Annotated in this window: 19 protein-coding genes; 7 read left to right on the forward strand and 12 right to left on the reverse strand. The window is 58.3% G+C overall.

Annotation, left to right across the window (positions count from 1 at the left end):
* Together HY36_RS01790 and HY36_RS01795 are read right to left on the reverse strand one after the other, a co-directional pair.
* Window positions 1-1,215, reverse strand: coding sequence for an acyl-CoA dehydrogenase family protein (locus HY36_RS01790; RefSeq protein ID WP_035547432.1), 1,215 nt, complete (start codon window positions 1,213-1,215; stop codon window positions 1-3).
* A gap of 111 nt (window positions 1,216-1,326) precedes the next feature.
* The gene (locus tag HY36_RS01795; protein ID WP_051602392.1) at window positions 1,327-2,760 is read right to left on the reverse strand and encodes a glycosyltransferase family 2 protein; all 1,434 of its coding nucleotides are present in this window, start codon (window positions 2,758-2,760) and stop codon (window positions 1,327-1,329) included.
* 129 nt (window positions 2,761-2,889) lie between these two features.
* Between HY36_RS01795 and HY36_RS01800 the strand changes: the two genes are divergently transcribed.
* From HY36_RS01800 to HY36_RS01810, 3 genes are all read left to right on the forward strand, one after another.
* Window positions 2,890-4,428 carry an FAD-binding domain-containing protein gene (locus HY36_RS01800; RefSeq protein WP_162175930.1) on the forward strand — a complete coding sequence of 513 codons (1,539 nt, stop codon included), beginning with the start codon at window positions 2,890-2,892 and terminating at the stop codon, window positions 4,426-4,428.
* 274 nt (window positions 4,429-4,702) lie between these two features.
* Window positions 4,703-4,885 (forward strand): hypothetical protein, encoded by a 183-nt coding sequence (locus HY36_RS01805; protein WP_035547437.1) that lies wholly within the window; start codon window positions 4,703-4,705, stop codon window positions 4,883-4,885.
* A gap of 98 nt (window positions 4,886-4,983) precedes the next feature.
* Window positions 4,984-5,289, forward strand: coding sequence for a UrcA family protein (locus HY36_RS01810; RefSeq protein WP_035547441.1), 306 nt, complete (start codon window positions 4,984-4,986; stop codon window positions 5,287-5,289).
* A gap of 89 nt (window positions 5,290-5,378) precedes the next feature.
* On the opposite strand, the gene HY36_RS01815 is transcribed toward HY36_RS01810, so the two are convergent.
* Window positions 5,379-5,909, reverse strand: a complete 531-nt coding sequence (locus HY36_RS01815) for a SixA phosphatase family protein (protein ID WP_051602393.1) — start codon at window positions 5,907-5,909, stop codon at window positions 5,379-5,381.
* Window positions 5,910-6,035: 126 nt separating this feature from the next.
* On the opposite strand from HY36_RS01815, the gene HY36_RS01820 reads away from it, so the two are divergent.
* Window positions 6,036-6,674: a peroxiredoxin gene (locus HY36_RS01820; protein ID WP_035547444.1), complete on the forward strand. Its 639-nt coding sequence runs from the start codon at window positions 6,036-6,038 to the stop codon at window positions 6,672-6,674.
* A 58-nt stretch (window positions 6,675-6,732) separates the two neighbouring features.
* On the opposite strand, the gene HY36_RS01825 is transcribed toward HY36_RS01820, so the two are convergent.
* Window positions 6,733-7,554 (reverse strand): TIGR00282 family metallophosphoesterase, encoded by an 822-nt coding sequence (locus HY36_RS01825; RefSeq protein ID WP_035547448.1) that lies wholly within the window; start codon window positions 7,552-7,554, stop codon window positions 6,733-6,735.
* 92 nt (window positions 7,555-7,646) lie between these two features.
* Window positions 7,647-9,266 (reverse strand): hypothetical protein, encoded by a 1,620-nt coding sequence (locus HY36_RS01830; protein ID WP_035547452.1) that lies wholly within the window; start codon window positions 9,264-9,266, stop codon window positions 7,647-7,649.
* 69 nt (window positions 9,267-9,335) lie between these two features.
* Here HY36_RS01830 and HY36_RS01835 point away from each other — a divergent pair, with 69 nt between their 5' ends.
* Complete coding sequence (locus tag HY36_RS01835; RefSeq protein WP_035547454.1) at window positions 9,336-10,055, forward strand: M48 family metallopeptidase; 720 nt, start codon at window positions 9,336-9,338, stop codon at window positions 10,053-10,055.
* Here HY36_RS01835 and HY36_RS01840 read toward each other — a convergent pair.
* The 6 genes from HY36_RS01840 to HY36_RS01865 all read right to left on the reverse strand — a co-directional run bounded on the left by HY36_RS01840 (window position 10,052) and on the right by HY36_RS01865 (window position 17,283).
* Window positions 10,052-11,980: a cation:proton antiporter gene (locus HY36_RS01840; RefSeq protein WP_051602394.1), complete on the reverse strand. Its 1,929-nt coding sequence runs from the start codon at window positions 11,978-11,980 to the stop codon at window positions 10,052-10,054. The two genes, HY36_RS01835 and HY36_RS01840, sit on opposite strands and share 4 nt — an antisense overlap.
* Window positions 11,981-12,026: 46 nt before the next feature.
* Window positions 12,027-12,551, reverse strand: a complete 525-nt coding sequence (locus tag HY36_RS01845; protein ID WP_035548261.1) for a hypothetical protein — start codon at window positions 12,549-12,551, stop codon at window positions 12,027-12,029.
* A gap of 38 nt (window positions 12,552-12,589) precedes the next feature.
* On the reverse strand, window positions 12,590-13,600 hold the full coding sequence (locus tag HY36_RS01850) for an endonuclease/exonuclease/phosphatase family protein (RefSeq protein ID WP_035547456.1): 1,011 nt from the start codon (window positions 13,598-13,600) through the stop codon (window positions 12,590-12,592).
* Window positions 13,601-13,653: 53 nt separating this feature from the next.
* Entirely contained in the window at window positions 13,654-14,529 is an 876-nt protein-coding gene (gene motA / locus HY36_RS01855) for a flagellar motor stator protein MotA (protein ID WP_035547459.1), read from the reverse strand.
* A gap of 87 nt (window positions 14,530-14,616) precedes the next feature.
* Window positions 14,617-16,452: a dipeptide ABC transporter ATP-binding protein gene (locus HY36_RS01860; RefSeq protein ID WP_035547462.1), complete on the reverse strand. Its 1,836-nt coding sequence runs from the start codon at window positions 16,450-16,452 to the stop codon at window positions 14,617-14,619.
* 150 nt (window positions 16,453-16,602) lie between these two features.
* The gene (locus HY36_RS01865) at window positions 16,603-17,283 is read right to left on the reverse strand and encodes an OmpW/AlkL family protein (RefSeq protein ID WP_035547465.1); all 681 of its coding nucleotides are present in this window, start codon (window positions 17,281-17,283) and stop codon (window positions 16,603-16,605) included.
* Window positions 17,284-17,594: 311 nt separating this feature from the next.
* On the opposite strand from HY36_RS01865, the gene HY36_RS01870 reads away from it, so the two are divergent.
* The gene (locus HY36_RS01870) at window positions 17,595-18,725 is read left to right on the forward strand and encodes an iron-containing alcohol dehydrogenase (RefSeq protein ID WP_035547467.1); all 1,131 of its coding nucleotides are present in this window, start codon (window positions 17,595-17,597) and stop codon (window positions 18,723-18,725) included.
* 166 nt (window positions 18,726-18,891) lie between these two features.
* Window positions 18,892-19,308: a hypothetical protein gene (locus tag HY36_RS01875; RefSeq protein WP_051602395.1), complete on the forward strand. Its 417-nt coding sequence runs from the start codon at window positions 18,892-18,894 to the stop codon at window positions 19,306-19,308.
* A 5-nt stretch (window positions 19,309-19,313) separates the two neighbouring features.
* Here HY36_RS01875 and HY36_RS01880 read toward each other — a convergent pair whose 3' ends face one another.
* On the reverse strand, window positions 19,314-19,697 hold the full coding sequence (locus HY36_RS01880; protein WP_155841628.1) for a hypothetical protein: 384 nt from the start codon (window positions 19,695-19,697) through the stop codon (window positions 19,314-19,316).
* Window positions 19,698-19,785: the final 88 nt, after the last annotated feature.

Here is a 19,785-nt window from a genome sequence, read left to right on the forward strand (position 1 = left end):
TTACTTGTGGTCCTTGAGACCCAGCACGCGTTTGGAGATCACGTTCAGATTGATCTCACTCGTACCGCCCTCGATAGAGTTACCTTTTGAGCGCAACCATTGGCGCGTGACCTTCTTGGCTGCCGGATCAAAGCCCTCGCCTTCCCAGCCAAGCCCTTCCGTGCCGAGCGCCTCAACGAGTAGCTCATGCCGGTCCTGGTTCATCTTCGCAGCACCATACTTCAGAATGGATGCTGTATGGCCAACTTGCTGGCCCGCTTTGGCTTGTTCCGCCTGGCGTTGAACAGTCAGGTTGAATGCCTTGGCATACATCTTGTGGTCAGTGATCCGCCCACGGAGGTCACCATCTATCAGGCGACCTTCACTGTCGGTGCCAATGTGCATCTTGGCGTATTCTTCCGGCCCCAGAATGCCAGAGCCACCTGTGCCGCCAAAGCCTCCGGCAGAAATGGACGAGCGCTCGAATTGCAGCAAGCGTTTGGCGATCTGCCAGCCACCATTCACTTCGCCGACCAATTGGTCTTTCGGCACTTTCACATCCGTGAAGAATGTTTCGCAAAATGGGCTCTCGCCGGAAATCAGCAGAATTGGACGCGCTTCAACGCCTTCGCTCTCCATGTCGAACAGGATGAAGCTGATCCCTTCATGCTTGGTGCTCGTATCGGTCCGCACCAGACAGAAAATCCAGTCAGCCTTGTCAGCGTAGGAGGTCCAGACTTTCTGACCATTGATCAGGTAATGATCGCCCTTGTCTTCGCAACGCGTCTGCAAGTCTGCCAGATCAGACCCCGCACCCGGCTCGGAATAGCCCTGACACCAGCGTGTCTTGCCCTTTACGATATCCGGGATGAAGCGCAGTTTCTGTTCTTCATTTCCAAATTCCAGAAGCGCCGGGCCGAACATCCAGAGCCCGAAAGAGAACAAGGCAGGCCGCGCCTTGATGCGGCGCAGCTCTTCCTGCAGCACGCGGTTCTGCTCTCGGCTAAGGCCGCCGCCGCCATACTTTGCTGGCCACTCCGGCGCGGTCCAACCTTTTTCACCCATCCGCTCCAGCCAGACCTTCGCTTCAGGGTTCTTGAACTTTTCGCGTTTTCCACCCCAGACAATCTCGTCATCCTTCATGGGCGTACGCATCGAAGGGGGGCAATTTTCTTCAAGCCATTCGCGCGTTTCAGCGCGAAACTGCTCTAGGTCGACTGATTCATCATACGCCATATCGGACTCCTCTGGGGGCAACAGATCGTGCATCGACTGTATGCCCAAGCCGAAGGACCGCCAAGCATTGACCTTGCGTTAGAAAATGTGGGGGCGCTGTCCCCGGCTCCGTCAGGCGTCCATATCGTGTGGCGTCTTCACCCAGAAATGCGGTCGCCGCGACAGGCTGTAAAGCGCGCGCATCAAAGCGAAGAACTGAAGAGGCCAGTAGAAAGGGATAGTCAGGATATCGCGCAGCCGGACCGCAAAAGAAGACGTCGGTACAGTCAGCGCCGCGATCACGCCAACAGCATAGGACGCTGCCAACATGCCCAAGCTGACCGAACCCATATTTGCGTCCGGCACCAAGAGGCAAACCGCGCACCAGACAAGCCAAGGCAGATGGACAAGTGCCGACAAGATAGATGCGCCGAGGGTCAATTGCATCGAGATGAACCCCAGAACGCCCATCTCCTTTATGGCCGTGGATGGATACCGCATCAGAACGAGCCAGGTCTGGATGAACCCCTTCAACCAGCGGGATCGCTGACCGACCCATACATCGAGCTGTTGAGGTGGGGTTTCGACAGTCGGCGGCGCAATAACATCAACCTTCTTCCCCAATCTTGCGAAACGCAGTCCGAGATCAGCGTCTTCGGTCACATTCCAGGCGTCCCAGCCGCCAACCGCCTGAAGTGCCGCCTTGCGAAAATGATTGCTGGTTCCGCCAAGTGGGATCGGCATACGCAACCGGGCCAGCGCCGGCATCATGCGGTTGAACTGGATTGCGTATTCCAGCGCCCAATGGCGCGACAACCAGCCGCCGCCACGCACATTGCCCGATAGTGGCGCCTGCACACAAGCAAGCTGCGGGTCCCAGGCGAACCGGCGGGCCGCCTCCATCAGCTGACCGGGGTTCGGACGATCCTCCGCATCATAGACCGTGACAAATGCTCCCCTGGCCCGGGCCAGTCCGTAGTTCAGCGCACGCGGTTTCGTCTGCGGCTGACCGGGCGGCAGCACCAAAAGCTCAGTCCCCTCGGGCCATATCTGCTCATGGATTGCGTTTTTCGTATCATGATCCCCCTCCTCCAACAGAAGCTTCACATCCAGCAGCCGTCGGGGATACTCCAACGACATCAGACTGTTCGCCAATTGCGGCATGCATGCCGCCTCGTCCTTGAGAGCAATCAGGATGGTGTAGGTCGGCAGGAGCAACGATAGCGATGCGGGATTGGTCAGAAGATGAACGGAACTCGGGCCAAACAGGACCAGGCCGAGCCGGTACAGAATCATCAACGCGAATACGCCGATCCCCACGGCTCCAAAAATCGATAGCAACCAACCAGGCGCAACAAGTCCGCAGACTCCGGACACTGCCAACAAATGTCGAAGCAGTTTGGCCTGATCAGTGGCCATACCGGTCTTGGCAGACATGCCAAGAAATCTTGCTGGGAAGGCCTCGGCCGCATTCTCCGCCAAACGCGGGTCGGGCTTCGGTTCAGCAAGATTATCAAACAGATGCAGCGGGAAACGATCCCGCGCAGTAACTCCCTCAGCGCCCATAAATGGTAAAGACGAACTTTACCATTGACCCGCAAGAAACCAGAAGTTGAATTTGTTTCGGTTTCGCAATGAATTAGCGCATGCGCCGAAAAGATTGGACAAAGAGGAACAATGTTCTATATTTGTTCCATGAGCGATCTACATGTCATCTGGTTCAGACGAGACTTGCGGGTGCATGACCACGCAGCCCTCGTGGCCGCCTGCGCATCAGGCGGGCAGGTCCTGCCCCTCTACATTTTTGATACCCGGCATTGGCATCGCCCGGACACATCCGGCCGCCAATTCGACTTTCTTCTGGAATCCCTTGCAGATCTCGACGGCGCCCTGCGCAAACGCGGAAGCAAGTTGTGCCTGAGATCCGGCAACGCAGCCGAAGTCCTGTCGCAAATTCACACCCAGTACGGGATCGCCTCCCTCCACTTCCATGCGGCAAGTCACGATCCGGAAGAGACGGAACGCGTTCAGCACGTCCGCAGCTGGGCCATGAAAGCCGGAATCCCATTGCGTGAGCAGGCCATAAGGCGTGCGATGCCATTAACTCCGGAAGAGTCGGAAACCGCTTTCCGGCACTACATGCGCCAGCCACGTCTCAATGCACCGGAAAACTTGGACACGCCTGATATGGTGTCGGAAGACTGGCCAGTCGCATCAGATTACGGATTGGGTGACGACGCATGTGCAGGCCGCCAGACTGGAGGCCGCACCAATGGTGTGCTTCAGCTGCGCCAATATCTGGCAGGTCGCGGACGGCCAGCCTCCAAACGCAATCTCTCTGTTACGGACCGGGAATCATCTGCCTCCGGCCTGTCCCCCTACCTCAACTGGGGCACATTATCGGATCGCGAGGTCTGGCAGGCGGCGATGCGTGCCAAAGGCGCCCTTCTATCCGATGGGGATGAGACGTTTGCCGCCTCGCTCGACGCATTTGTTGAGAATCTGGAACAAAGGTCTCGCCTGCTGACCGCCAAACCACGGCGTGAGCAGGTTGAGAATGCCGGTCTTCCACATGATATTTTCAAACGTGAAATGGTCGGCGCGGCAGATCCCCGCTTGGCTGCCTGGGCCAGTGGCCGCACAGGTTTCCCACTTCTTGATGCCAGCATGCGCTGCCTTCAGGCCACCGGACGCCTCGAATCGGAGTTGCGCAGCCTGCTTCTGTCATTCGCGACGTGCCATCTCTGGCTGGATCCGACTGCGCCTGCCCAGCATCTGGCGCGGCTCTCCACCGATTTTGACGGGGCCCTGTTCTATGGGAACGCACGGAAAGTTGTCGGCGTCAGCTCACACCCCGTCGGGCAAATTCCGAATCCGGTACGACACTCCCAGATGCGCGATCCTGAGGGCACCTTTATTCGAAAATGGATACCTGAAATCGCTGACCTCCCGGACGCGCTGATCCACTCGCCTTGGGATGCCCCAAAAAGTCTGCTCGCCGAGAAGGGCATTGTCTTGGGCCAATCCTATCCGATGAGAATGGTTGATCATATGGCTGCGGCCAGGGCGGCTCGCCGTCACCTGTTCCCTGAGCAAAGTTCGCATGCGTTGCCATTTGGTGTTCCGGCACGGCCGAATATGGCGCGCAGGGCGGGCATGTCGAAGTCTGGACGTGTCCACGCCTTACCTGCCAAGTCGGTTCAGCTCAGCTTCGATTTGGGTGGCCATGCCTGATCCATGCGAACGGAACGGGTTCCGCTTGTCGCATCGATTCAGCGCTACAATGCATTGCATGAATTCTTCTCCAGTTTATTCGGCATCGCTTGACTTGAAAAACGCGCAACCATATCGATATTCGGCAAACAACAGTGCCTTGAATTTGTTGGCATTTATTATTTTTCGATAAAAACTTATTGATTTTCGATAATTTCTGACCTAGATAGAGGGTGTCGGCGGCGGGATGGTCTCGCCAAGGACATCAACAGAAAGCTAGAAGGAATTGAAAATCATGATCCCCCGCGCCCGTCAGAGCGACATCGCCGTACCAGCCACCGAAAGCATGATGGCCCTCTCCATCATGACCGGAGAGGCAACTCACCGGACCCGGCCGGCCAATGATGTCACAGCGGAGGGTCGTCAGAACCTTCTGGTCCGCCGCCGCCGTCGCTTCGCCCGCCGCGAAGCCCGCTAAGCCTGTCCTGCTGGCGCCGCATCCCCCAATCCCCTGATCGATGCGGCGCCAGCCACCCTGCCCTGATTATCTCACCGAAATTCGAAAGGAATACTGCCATGATCCGCATTTTCACCGCTCTTGCCGTCGCCGCTTCCGTCGCCACCGCGCCAGCCTTTGCCGCGTCAGATGAATTCAAGATGGAAATCGACGTGAACCGTACGCAACTGGAAACGGTTGTCGGTGCCCAGGAAGAGTACGACCGTATCCGCGACGAAGTGAACGCTCGGTGTACTTCAGAACACGTCGCTTACAATTTCGGAAAAGCGCTGGCTGTGCGCCAATGCGAACGTAAAATGATGAAGAAGGTCGTCGCTTACGTGGACCACGACACGTTCACCAACGTGCACTACCAATCAAACTAGCACTGATCCGGTCGGCAGGGTCTCAGCCTCTCCAAACCGCCTGACCGACCAGGATCTCCGCCCTGCCTTCACCGGCAGGGCTTTTTTCGTCAGAGTGGCGCATCAGCCTCGCGAAGGTCCTTCGCACGCAGAATTTGAGTCAGTTTGAAATGGACCGGCAGAAAGGCCCCGTCCTGTTCACTCTCGAAGAGAGCGCAGCAACTGGTCGGAAATTTCTCGATCAGCCTGACAGATTCCTGATGATCCTGGCTCCCGGCTTCGCGCAAAATCTCCATGGCAAAATCATGCAGTCCCGGATTATGCCCAATCACCATCAGGGTGCCTGCCCCGTCATTGTGGCAGATGGCCTCGGTCAGACCGCGAACGCCGGTGAGATACAGGTTTTCCATCGGGCGTACCTTCTCGCCCTCCACAATCTTCGCCACTTCAGAACAGGTCTCCCGCGCCCGACGCGCAGTTGATACGAGAATGCGTTCGGGGCTCCAGCCAATGGCGACAAGTTCCTCGGCCATGCGCTTTGCATCTTCTTTCCCACGCTCGGTCAACGCCCGGCTAAAATCGTCAATGCCTTCTGCCCAGGGTTCGGTCTTGGCATGACGCATGAGAATGAGACGTTTCATTCAAATTCCTTCTTCCCTGACCGGGCATTAGAAAAACTTATCGACAGCTTGAGATGCTGCGCATTGGTTTGCTTCTTCTTAGGCACCACTTTCCTGTCAGAAATCAAGAGACAGGAGTATGGTAATATGAGCCTTCTGATTGGCGACGTTGCCCCGGACTTTGAAGCCGACACGACAGAAGGCCGCATTCGGTTTCACGAATGGATTGGCGAAGACTGGGTGGTCTTCTTCTCTCACCCGGCCGATTTCACACCTGTCTGCACCACGGAGCTCGGCTATACAGCTAAACTCAAGGACGAGTTTGCAAGGCGCGGCGCAAAAGCACTGGTGATCTCCGTCGACAGTCTGGAGGACCACAAGAATTGGATCTCTGACATTGAGGAAACCCAAGACACAACCGTGGAATTCCCGATCATCGCCGATCCAGACCGGAGCGTGGCAACCCTCTACAACATGATCCATCCAAGTGCGGACGCGAAAGTCACCGTGCGCGCTGTGTATGTCATCGATCCGAACAAGAAAATTCGCGCGTCCATCATTTACCCGCCCAGTGCCGGGCGGAACTTTGACGAAATCCTGCGTCTCATCGACAGCCTTCAACTCACTGACAATCACAAGGTTGCGACTCCTGTGAACTGGCAGAACGGAGATGATGTGATCATCGTGCCATCGCTGACAGATCCTGACGAGATCGATCGGCTTTTCCCGTCAGGTTACAAGGCGGTGAAACCCTATCTCCGCTACACTGCGCAGCCGGGGAAATAACTCGGTTCCACGAACGCCCTGAGACCGAGGTCTCGGGGCGCTTCAGTTTCAGGAGAGGTCAGAAAGGCACCGCATCGCTGAGCCTTCCGCCGACGCGAATGGCTTCGATACGGGTCGCAAGCCCGGTCGCATCATCTGTCTCAACATAGGTTCCGCAGAGTGTACCTTCGCCCAGGGCCGGTTGATAGCGTTCGCCGGGAAGCTGGGTTTCGAAGCGATAGAGCGAGATCTGCTTCTGCATCCCGATCACACTATCATAGTCACCGCACATGCCAGCATCTGTCTGATAGGCCGTACCCGCTTCAAGGATCATCGTATCGGCGGTTGGCACGTGCGTATGACTGCCAACAACCAGACTGGCCCGACCGTCACAGTAATGGCCCATCGCCATTTTCTCACTGGTCGCCTCGCAATGCATATCCACAATCACCGCATCAGCCACAGCGCCAAGCGGCATCGAATCGAGCGCTTCATCCACCGCGGAGAACGGATTGCTCAACACCTGTTTCATGAACACGTTACCCTGAACCTGGATCACGCCCACGCGGCGGCCATCGGGCAGGCTGAACAGGTTTGCGCCCTTACCGGGCGCCTTGGCAGCCGGCGGATAATTCAGTGGGCGCAGCAGACGAGGTTCGCGTTCAATATAAGTGAGCGCCTCGCGCTGGTCCCAGGCATGGTCCCCCAGCGTCAGACAGTCCGCACCAGCCGCGAAGAACTCCTCCGCAATTGCGCTGGTCAACCCGAAGCCGCCTGCGGAATTTTCTGCATTCACGACAACAAAATCCAGACGCAGACGCGCTTTCAGACCCGGTAGATGGTCCAACACGGCCTGCCGGCCGGGCTTTCCGACCACATCTCCAAAAAAAGCCAGTTTCATGACAGCCAGTCTATGCCTCGACTAGCACGCAAAGAAAAGCGCGTGCACCCACACGGGATGCACGCGCCAATATGTCTGATTTGCTCGGCGACCTATTCGTTGGAGGCCGAGAAACCGAGCGCCGACTTGGTCAGACCAGACGGATCTTCCATGTCTGCCAGCGTTGATACTTTCAGCGGCGCAGCCGGGTTCAACGATAGCGTCAAGGTTTTCGGATCGGTGATGAAGCTGGACAGAGCTGTTGCAGCTTCTGTCACCAATTCCGGATCAATACCGGATCCAGCAGCCATCATCGGAGCCATGGCCAACATGCCAGCAGTCTGATTGCGCAATTGCTGCGGGTCTTCGCCGCTCTGGGCCGCGTATGCGTTGAAGGCACGATCCACGATGCCATTATCGTCCAGCGCCAGGTCAAGCGAATGGATCGTCAGCTTCTCCATGACAGCATCCATCATGGCAGATGGGTCTGCAGATGCGTCACCCTGCTCTGCCTGCGCAGCCGCCATTGCGCTGGCGCCTTCATACTTGGCACCAAAATCGAGGCGGAAGCCATCTTTGAGCTCCCAATAGTTCTTACCCTTGGCCAAGGTCACAATGTCAGCATCCGGATCGTAAGACTGCTCGCTCGCCATGGTCAGCTCCAGCTTTTCATAGCCGAGCGTCGCAAGTTGCGTACCCAGTTGTTGGCCAAGTTCGCCATCGCCTGCATTCAGCACCATCTTCACTGGTTCGGTCACGACCTTCACCGCGCGGCCCTGTTTGTCGTGGCTCACTTTGGAAACGAGAGACGGCATATCGAAATTTACGCCGGATATGTCGAAGTTGAGGTCCTTCATGCTGATGGACTTGTAGCCTGGATTCGCAGGGTCCTGAGCATTCAGTCCAGACATGAAGCCCGACTCAAAACTGTCCTCAAGGCTTTCGCCTTCTTCCGGTGCAAATACCGCAAAGTCGAAGCCTTCGACGCTGACGTCACCGATATTCGCTTTCACGGTCGTGTCTTCAGACGGGTCGAACATGTCGAACTTCATGTTCTTGAGGGACATCCCCGCTGCCTTGCGGTCTTTCAGGCCACTGACGGAAATGGCATCGATCAGGAAGGTACCGGTCTCGCCGTCTTCTTCATTGATCTGCATGTTAACATCGCCAACTGACCAGAGATCGAACGACAGGGCGTCGCCGGTCGGCAGGTCACCATGATCAGCATCACTGAATGCGCTCGCGACCCAAGCTGCCAGTTCAGGCGAAGGATTTACAAGCTGGATCGAGCCAATCGTCGCGCTTCCCTCTTCGGCCTCTTCCGGGTCTGTCGGAACGAGCGAAATGTCGCTCATGACCATCTTCGAGAAGCTTGCTTTCCCGTCGACCATTGCGAGGCCATCAAGCTCAAGCTTCTTCGCCTTTACGACGGTGCCATCAAGATCAATGCCGTCCTCGTCTGAATCGTCGTCATCATCGGCCGACAAAAGCGTCACATCCGTGAATACGGCCTTGTCCCCCTTGATGTCGCTACCCGCGAATGTGAGACGCGTCGAATCGGACCCATCCAGCGCGAAAGCGGCCAATGCCTGCGGTGCAGTTGCCGGGTCACCCGCGCGCGCTGTGATGTCTTGCACAGCATATTCTGAGCTTGCACCATCATCTGGCTTGTCATTGTCCCCGCAAGCCGTAAGCATGGCGATGGCGGCAACGCCTGTGAGCAGATATTTCATGTTTGGTCCCTTAAAATAGTTGATGCCAGCGTATCGAGTGCGCCCGTCACCTAATGTGAGATTATTAACATGCCATACAACAATGGCCAGACCGTGACACTGAGTGGACCGGACGGGGACGAGATCCGCGTTCGCCTCGAAGTGAACTCGAAAGCGCGGCGCTTGATCCTTCGGCTGGATGAACGCCGCAGGGAAGCGGTCGCTGTTGCGCCTTCACGCCGTCAGATCAAGGACGCGGCAGCCTTTGCGGCTGAACGCGTTGACTGGATTCACAGCCGGTTGCGGCACTTGCCGGATGCAGTCAGTTTCGAGGAAGGCAGCGTGATTTCCTATCGCGGCGCGCCTTGTCGTCTGACCGCCATTGGGGACGGCCGCGTCGCGCGCCTGGTTCCCGGCGATCCGAATACGCTATGCGCCCCGGGCGACCCCGATACATTGCATTTACGCACGACGAGATACCTGAAGAAGCAGGCCCGCGCAGACATCACCCGCGCCGTAAAACGCCATGCCGCCCGCCTGAACGTGACCTATAGCGAGATATCAGTGAAAGACACGCGCTCACGTTGGGGATCGTGCACCGCAGATGGAAAACTGTCCTTCTCGTGGCGGCTCATCATGGCGCCGCCAGCTGTCCTTGACTATGTCGCGGCTCATGAGTGCGCGCACTTGCTGGAAATGAATCACTCGCCCCGCTTTTGGGCCCACGTTTCCACCTGTTGCGTAGACTGGAAGACACACCGCAACTGGTTGCGGGTTCATGGTGCCACGCTACAGGCCACAGGCAGCTAGCCTTGATTGCCGTCAGAGCTGATGTCCTCAGGCTCTTTTGCAACTTCCATTTCACGTGCCGGACCGAAACTGATCAGGGTGACTCCGTCGCCGCCGCGCGCCTCACGGTTCGGCCCAAGGAAGATCAAGGTGCCATCCGGGCGGATTTCCGCGATGATATCGGCTTTCGGGCGATCCTTGCGATACTCCGCAAGATCGTATTCCTCGGTCAGCTTCGTCTTGCCAAAGGTCCAGCCCCGATAGTGATCGCGGATCAGGCCGTCATACCCCCTGCCCCGACGGATCAGGGTGCGTCCGCGCGTACCCATGCCAATGGCGCGTGGATCCTCTTCCTCAGTGTCCTGCGCAGACAGCTGATAGACTCGATGCCGCCCAAGTTCCGGTGCGAAATGCCCGGAAACGAGTGCATTGTAGGGCTCGTTCGCAGATAGGCCGACAACCTGGTCAAACGCCGCATGATCGAGGCGCACTTCGGCCTCTTCAGACAGGACTTCCCCAAAGAACGTATTCAGTCCCGCCTCACGTGCTGGCCGCAGGCGTCGCCAATTGTTGTCGGCAAGAATTGGCTCGATGCCGACATCTTTCAGAACCTTCGCCAGATCAATGCTCCACGGGTTCACGCCGACCAGCAGGACGCCCGGACGCTCTTTCCGCGCCAGACCAAGACGCCGCGCCAGCGGGCCAATCGTGAATCCGTGCAGGACGACGGTGACAAACACCATAGCGAAAGCAAGTGGAGTGATCTGCTCGGCGCCGGAGAAGTAAAAACGAGAATCCCCGCGTCGACCGAGGTCTTCAAGCAGGGTTGCAAACAGGCTGGACACAGCGACAGCAACGATACCGCGCGGCGCGATCCAGCCAAGCAGGATGGCCTCATTGCGCTTCAGGGTGCCCCAGGTCGCGATCCAAACCGAAAGCGGACGCACAATGAACAGCATCGCCATCAGGAAGGCGAGCGTGTTCCACGTCAACGCGCGGCGGATAACATCCGGCGTCAAATTCGCGGTCAGGATCACAAACACGCCCGAGACAAGCAATACTGCAATGTCTTCCTTGAACTTTCGTAGCTCTGCGAGGCCCGCGAGCCGCGAATTGGCCAGCGTCATACCGTAGGCCGTCACAGCCACAAGACCGATTTCCTTCTCGATCATTTCTGCCAGAGCGTAGCAAAGGATAATCGAGGCGAAGATGATCGGCGCCTTGAGATATTCAGGTGTCCAGCCCTGACGGAAGGCCCTGACAATCGCCCAGCCAAACGCAAACCCGAGACCCACACCCAGCGCCGCAGCAACGATGATCATCGCGCCTTTGCCAAGAATGGATTCGCCCGTCGCCGCCACGCGGATGATCTCGAACGCGGCAACGGCGAACAACGCACCAACGGGGTCGTTGACGATGCCTTCCCATTTCAGGAACTGACCCGTTCGGCCCCCAAGCTTTGACTGCCGCAGCAAGGGCATGATCACCGTCGGCCCGGTAACCACCAACACGCCTGCAAAGACAACGGAACTGCCCCAGTCGAGGCCCGCTGCATAGTGCGCGGCAAATGTGCCCAACGCCCACGCCAATGGCCCGCCCAGGAACACCATGCGGCGTACGGCAGCGCCCGCATCGCGCAAATTCTCGAATTTCAGGACGAGACCACCCTCAAACAGGATGACCGCGACAGCCAGTGACACAATCGGCCTGAGCAACTCATTGCTGCCGCCATTGAACACTTTTTCCGGATTGAGCAACGGCTCGCCAAAAATGACCGTCCACAGCGGTCCGACGGCGAGACCTGCTAAGGCCATCAACACGATGGCCGGCGCCTGAATGCGCCATGCAATCCATTGTGCGCCGATGCCGAGTGCGCCAATCAATGCGCATGCAAAGATCAACTCGCTGGACCCCGCGGCCGCCAGTGCAAAATCAAATTGGTCCATACCAGCCCCGTTCTAGGTCCACCCTGCCCACCAGTTCGTCAAAAAACTAGGCTTGAGCGGCATTTATGTCATCAGCAAAGTCGAATCCGATCTCACGGGTTCCATAGTCGCCCACTTTGTAGCGCTCGATATGGTCTGAGAACCAGAGCAGGATGTGCTGATAAAGATGGTCGTAAAATGGCTCAGGATCGGCGTCTTTTAGCGGCAGGCTGAACTCGTATTCCGAGCCATCCTCGATCTGGATCATGAATTTGTCGCCAATCTTGCGACACCGCATCACCAGCCGCAGCCAATCGGTGTCGCGGGAAACCCTTACTGCCAGGCCGAATGCAATCGGCCCGAGCAGGCGGAATCCGCGCGGTGGAATGGAAAATGCGGCGTCACCGTGGGCTTTCGGCTTGTACTCGCCGACCGGTGGCACAAGGTGGACACAAACGCCGTCACTTGCGCCAAGATAGTCGCAGAAACCACTGCGCACTTCCTCAGCCAGTGTTCGGATCCGGTCATAATTTTCGGCAGCGAGGGCCTGATAGGCCTCCACCGTCTCGATCAGTTTATCAAAACGTGACACAGCCTTGCGGCCCCCTTGGTTACCAAAGCCCACATAAATTAGGGTGCCGCAGCGCGGCCTTCAAACTTTAAAGTCGCAACCATGGGGCAATGGTCTGATGCTTTCGGCGTAATCCAGCCTACACCGGGGAAGCGATCTCCGTCGTATCGCGCCGCCCGGTAGGGCGAACCAGCGCGAACAATCTCAACATTTGCCGCCGGATTCTGCGCGGCGAGATTTGGCGACAAAAAGATATGGTCCAGCGCACCATAAGTGTCGTCACCGCTATAATGATGCGTCCATCGGTCAAAAGGATCGGCAATTGCGCGGCTGGCCAGATCGACCGCAAAGCCATCGCCGACCAATGGGCCGAGCCCGTGCGACGGGGCTGGCTTGCCGTCTACTTCCCAGTAATCATTGAAGTCACCCAGAATCACCCAATCCTCTGACGCGGGCGTCTCAAAGCGCTGACTGACAATCTTCCGCACAGCCTGGGCTTCCGCTTCACGCACCGAGGCCGTGCGCTTGCGGCCCCCATGCATCGATTTGAAGTGGCAGATAAACAGCGTCAGCTGCCGTCCCTCTTTCACAATATCCACTTCCAGACAGTCCCGCCGGAACACGTAGTCATTCACCGATGCGCCCTTCGGCGGTCGAATGCCAAGCCGACCAAACGTGGCACGTGCGTGACTGCGCTGAAACACTACTGGGTGCGACGAAAGCAGGCCGACATCGATGCCGCGGCTATCATTGCCTTCGTGCAGGACACGTTGGCCGAAGGGCTGCCCTGCCCAGCGCGACACGTAGCGATTGTCAAATGCGGTGAGCGTGACAAGGTTTTCGACTTCCTGCAGTGCGCATACCTCGGCCTTTGCCGCCACAAGCGCCTGCGCCGTCAGGGTCCGGTCATCCTCCGACAAGACATCGAACACTGCGTCCACCTGCTCAGCGATCCGGGCATCATCGACATCTGTCAGGCGACTACGCGCATTGGCCAGACCCGAGCGCGCGAAATCACACCGCATCATCAGGTTTTCGCAATTGAACGTGGCCAGTCGAATTTGGGGCATCTACCGGTGATGCGGCTTCATTCCAGTGCGGTCAACGCGCAATGGATGTGAGGTTAGGCTACGGCACGTTCGGCAAAGCGCGCGCTCGTCTGGGCCCGTTCTACAGAGTCAGCGTCCGGGCGCTGTTCGACGGGAATGGCTGTGCGGCCGAGCTCAATGGCTATTCCGGGCTGAACGCCGCTGCCAAATGCAGACAGTACGGTGCGTACCACATCAAGAGGCTGCGCCTCATCCTCAACAATCTGGCCATAGCGCGCAGCAACAGGCCCAACGACGCCATAGGCGAGAAACACACCGAGAAACGTTCCCAGCAGCGCGGTTCCAATCATCATCCCAAGAATGGCTGGTGACTGGTCGATAGACCCCATTGTCTTGATGATGCCAAGCACAGCGGCCACAATGCCGAGCGCAGGCAGCGCATCTGCCACCGTATTCAACGCGTTCACGGCCTTCATCCGTTGATCCACATGAAGCGCGACAGCCTGTTCCATATGCGCTTCGGCCCGCGCCGGGTCGGACAGATCCAGCGCCATCAGGCGAAAGGAATCACAGATCATGTCGCGAACCGCCGCATCTGCCTGAACTGCGGGCGCTGTCGCGAAGAGGGCAGAATCGTCCGGATTCTCTATGTCGCGTTCAATCGAGACAAATCCATCCTGACGTGCCCTGCGCATCAGGGTCGCCAACAGGACCAGCAATTCGCGGTGTTGTGCGCGATGCCAGCGGCTACCCTGAAACGAACGAACAAAGCCGCCGAAGGCCTCTTTGGCAACTTTGGGCGAATTCCCGATCAATAGCGTGCCAACAGCCGCGCCGCCGATCAGGGCCAGTTCAAACGGCAAAGCCTGCATCACGCCTTGCCCGCCGGTCAGGGCAAGGCCACCCATCACGAGGACGAGCACGAGAACAAGACCGATTAGTTGAGGCAAAATGCGCAGGCTCCGGCAATACTAGAACCGTGACCCTCGCACATTCGTCTTAAGCCAAGCTTACAAGCCCCGCATTTTACTGGGAGATCAGCTGGCCAGAAGTCCTTCCCCACCCATCACCGGATCGTGCTCCGCCACGAGGTGACCAGGGCTGACTTCAACGAGTTTCGGCTTGTACTGGTCCGCATCTGCATCATCGACCAGCTTCGATTTCATGAACCGCAGCGCTGCCCGGCTATCCAGCGGGCTGGGCAAGTCGCCCGTCAGGCGCAGGCGCTCGCGAGTGCGCTCACCCGTCGGATCGGCGTTTGGTACCGCCGCGATCAGGGCCTTCGTATAGGGATGGCGCGCTTCATTATAGATCGCGTCGCGGCCTGCGAGCTCCACCACGCGGCCCAGGTAAAGCACCATAACGCGGTGGCTGATCTGCCGAACGACTGCGAGATCGTGGCTGATGAAGATCATCGCGAGGCCGAATTCCTTCTGAAGCTCGATCAGAAGATCAACGACTTGCGCCTGGACCGAGACATCCAACGCAGAGACAGCTTCATCGCAGATCACCAGTTTTGGCTGCAGGATCATGGCGCGGGCGATGCCCACACGCTGGTTCTGCCCGCCCGACAATTCGTGCGGGTAACGGTTGATCAGGTTCGGGTCGAGACCAACGCGTGGCAGGATTTCGCGAACCTTTGCCTCGCGCTCGGCCCGCGTCAGGCGTGGCTGGTGCACCTGAAGCGGTTCCGCGATGGAGGCTCCGATGGACATGCGCGGATCCAGACTGGCCAGCGGATCCTGAAAGACGATCTGCAAATCATCGCGAAGGGCGTTCATTTCCTTGCGCCCGGCCTTCGAGATGTCCCGGCCAAGCCATGCAACCGTGCCATCAGTCGGCGGGATCAAATTCAACACACCGCGCGCAAGGGTGGATTTGCCGCAACCGGACTCGCCGACAACGCCGAGGGTTTCGCCGGGCTTCAGGTCAAAGGAGACGCCGTCCACGGCCTTGAGCGGTTTGGTCTTCCCGAACAGGCCACCTTTGACCGAAATCGGGAAGTGAATTTTCATGTCCTCTACTTTGAGGACCGGCTCTGTGCCTGGCGCCGGAGCATCTGACAGGACAGGACGACCGGGACGATCCGGCTCATCAATTCTCGGCACGGCATTGAGCAGCATTTTCGTGTAGTCGGCCTGCGGGCGGTAGAAGATATCGTCGACGCTCCCCTGCTCCACGATCTCGCCATGACGCATAACGATCACCCGGTCACACATGCGCGCGACGACGCCCATATTGTGCGTGATCAGGGCGATGCCGGTACCGGTCTCACGCTTCAACTCGTCCATCAGCTCAAGCACCTGCGCCTGAACCGTTACATCCAACGCCGTGGTCGGCTCGTCCGCCAGCAGGAGTTCCGGATTGCAGAGCATGGCGATGGCGATCATCACACGCTGGCGCATGCCGCCTGACAGTTCGTGAGGAAACTGGTTCATCCGGCGAGCCGCTTCCGGAATGCGCACATTCTCAAGCCACTCGACGCAGAGGCGGTCTGCCGCTTCACCCTTCAGTCCCTTGTGAAGGGCCAGCACTTCGCGCATCTGCGCGCCCACTGTCATATGGGGCGTCAGGCTGGTCAGCGGATCCTGAAAGATCATCGACATGCGCGCGCCGCGAATGTCGCGTAGCGTCGCGTCCGGTGCGTCCAGCATGTTGATGCCGTCAAATTCGATCCGCCCAGAGGCGGTTCCGTTGCCCGCGAGCAAGCCGAGCGCAGAGAGGGCCGACTGGCTCTTGCCCGAACCGCTTTCGCCGACAATGCCCAGGCATTCGCCCTTGGCGACATCGAAACTGATACCCTTGACCGCTTCGACCACACCGTCCGGCGTATCGAAGGAAACCCGTAGATCTTTGACAGAAAGAATAGCCATGATCGCAATCTGTATACGGGACGGCGAAGGGCGCAACGACCGCTCTGCAAAAAGCCAAAAAAAGGCCGCGCTCATCGGGAAAGAACGCGGCCAAGGAGGAGAAAGCGAGGGCGGGATTCAATGGGAAACCCCGCCTTCGGCAATCGGGTCTCAGAACTTGTATCCGAGCCCCAGTCCCACCACGAGTGGATTGATGTCCACGTCAGCATCCACTGTTGCGCCAAGCGCCGTGGTGAAATCGACAGTCACGTCCGGATTGATCCAGATCTTCTTGATGTCCGCATTGATGGCCCAGCCGCCTGGCTCTCCATCGAGGTCATAATCAACCCCGGCCTGGAGGGCGAGGCCGACGCTGGTATCGTAGTCGATACCGTCCGCGACCGGGCCTTCATCTTCGTTGAAGAAGAAAGTCGCATTGATGCCCGCGCCCACATAGGGCTTCCACTGGCTGTCATTCACGAAATGATATTGAAGTGTCAGCGTCGGCGGCAGCAGCGTAACATCGCCCAGATCAATCGTGGCATTGTCGAGCGCGCCTGGCACCGTGACGCCCGTGGCCTTCACATCATGTGGGGTCACGCCGAGGATCAGTTCCGCTGCGATGTTCTTCGTGAAGAAGTAAGTGATGTCGAGTTCAGGCACGTACTGGTCCGAAATGTCGACATCGCCAGCCAGGCGCGTTCCGGCAACCGACAGGTCTCCGGACTCGTCCGGGAGAACGCCGATCACACGTCCGCGCACCATCCACGGGTTTTCGTCTGCCGATGCGACAGGCGCTGTTCCAAGCCAGGTCGCCCCGGCAACCAGAGAGGCAAGGAGAAGCTGTTTCATGGTCTTTCACTCCAATTTTGGCGCACCAATCTGCGCCGGATGACCGCCACCTACGCCCATGTTTTCATGGGAGTAATTGCCCGTTTTGACGCGCGGGGCCGTGTCGCGCGACATGGCATCGCGAATAAGTAATCTCCCCGATTGCGAGCGCTTCGACCGGTTGCGATTCTGGGAATGTGCGCGCTCAGGCTCTGGGCTCGCCTCTGCCCAGTTTGCAACAGGAAGATGGTTCTCCCACGGTCAGGCTTGAACTTCGCACTGCCGCTAGGGCACATGGGCGTTGAGGAAACATTCGAGCGAGGAACCACGGCATGCCCGTCATCAATTATCTCACAACCTGTATCTTTGACTCCGGCGCACTGAAGCAACTGGCCGGTACAGCCAAGAAGCTGGGCATGTCTCGCCCCTTCATCGTCACGGATCCGGGCATCAAGGCGGCAGGTATCCTGGCAAAGGTGGAAGACGCGCTAGGCGTTGCACCGGCGGGCGTATTCTCTGAAACGGTTCCCAACCCGACTGAAAAGCAAACCAAGGAAGCTGCCGCGGCCTACAAGGCATGCGGCGCGGATGGCCTGATCGCGCTGGGCGGTGGCTCTTCTATGGACCATGCCAAGGGCATTGGCCTTCTGGTCAGCCATGACGAGCCGCTGGAAACCTATGCGGCGATCACGGGCGGCGCGAAGAAGATCGGCAAGATCCCGCCCCTGATCGCCATTCCGACCACCTCCGGCACTGGCTCTGAAGTGTCCGTCGGCATGGTCATCGTTCTGGAGAATGGGCGCAAGGAAACGATCGTTTCGCCAAACCTGATCCCGGCAACAGCAATCTGTGACCCGGATTTGACCTTGGGCCTGCCAGCAGGACTTACCGCCGCAACGGGCATGGATGCTGTCACGCATTGTATCGAATCCGTGCTCTCCCCTTCCGTGAACCCGCCTGCCGAAGGCATCGCCTATGAAGGCGTGTTCCGCTCGGTCGGGAATGGCTGGCTGAAAAAGGCCGTGCAGGACGGCTCTGATGCAGATGCCCGCTGGCACATGATGATGGCCAGTTATGAGGGCGCACTGGCCTTTGTGAAGGGTCTGGGCGGCGTCCACGCCCTGTCACATGCTGCGGGCCGCCTGCATGAAAAGAAACTGCACCACGGCACGCTGAATGCGATCTTCCTGCCGCATATCCTGCGCTTCCACGAAGGCACGGCGGATGAGAAATACGCCCGCCTGCGCCAGGCCATGGGCCTGAAACCGGGCGCGGATCTGGGCGATGCGATTGCAGAGCTGAACGCAGATATCGGCATTCCGGCAACGCTTTCCGCAATCGGCCTCAGTGCAGACGATGCGCCGGGCGTTGTGGAATACGCGCTGAAGGATCTGGCGCATTTCGGCAATCCGAAGCCGATGAGCGCTGACGATTACGCGAAAGTGTACGAAGCCGCCCTGTAGACGTTTGTCGTCGCCCGTCGCGGCTTGTTGCGATCTGTCGCCCAGTGTCGCCACAAGTCGCAACATGTCGCCAATTGTTTTGCCGGAGGTCGCCAGCGCGTTGCGCCGTGTCGCCTCCGGTAAGCTTTCTCTAGGCTGATGCGCGAATCCGGCGCATAATTGCGACATGCTTCAAGGTCTCTCCACCACTGCCACCCATCTCGGCCTGCTCTTCGGAGCGATGGCCATCGGCGCCTCATGGGTCGCCGCCATCGCATCGCCGAATTGCAGTTTTGACAAACTGGATGGTTCGCGCGCGGATCGGCATGTGCGGGAATTGCTGCTGCAGACCTCAACGCCCATCGCCGGCATGATGTTGGCATCGGGGGCATTCTATCTGCTGGCCACCAGTTGGGCGGCCGCGATCACGGCATTGCTGGCGGCGTTCGGATTCTTTTCAAATCGCTGGATGCTGGCACCGGGCAAGAAAGCCAAAGGCGTTCGCACGAGCCGCAAAGACCAGCGCGCAGTGTCGGTCAGCTTTTCACTTATGTTCGCTTTGGTGGCGATTGTTTCCGCCGTCCTCGGCATGGTGCGCATCTAGGCGGATCAGGCGAACACCAGCCAGAGACAGCCCATTTCGTGAAGTTTGCGGAAGTCATCGACGGACTTCTTTGCCGCTTTGCGCGCAATCTCGCCAGCCGCCTTGCGATTGACCGCCAACATCATGGTGCAGATGGCGATGCCCGGCAGGAAAGCCCACCAGACCAGGGCGAGAGAGGCCAGCACACCGGCCAGACATATAAAGTAGGCCACGGCATCCAGAATGCGGAAACGGGCATGCATGTAGCGCCCGAAATCGTTCAGCAATTCCGGCTGCTTGTGCAGGATCTCGGCGTCGATCGCGAACCGTTGGCCCGGCGACTGTTCATAGATCAGCGCCCGCGTCATGCGGCCACCACGATGAGGGTTTGGCTGGCATTTGAGGAACATCGCAATCACTCCACTGCCAGGAGAAAATACGTCCGGCGACTTAAACATACCCTGTCCGGTCTTGGTAAATTTGCGTGAAATTTGCGGA

This window comes from Hyphomonas atlantica corrig., assembly GCF_000682715.1.
GTDB classification, from domain to species: Bacteria; Pseudomonadota; Alphaproteobacteria; order Caulobacterales; family Hyphomonadaceae; genus Hyphomonas; species Hyphomonas atlantica.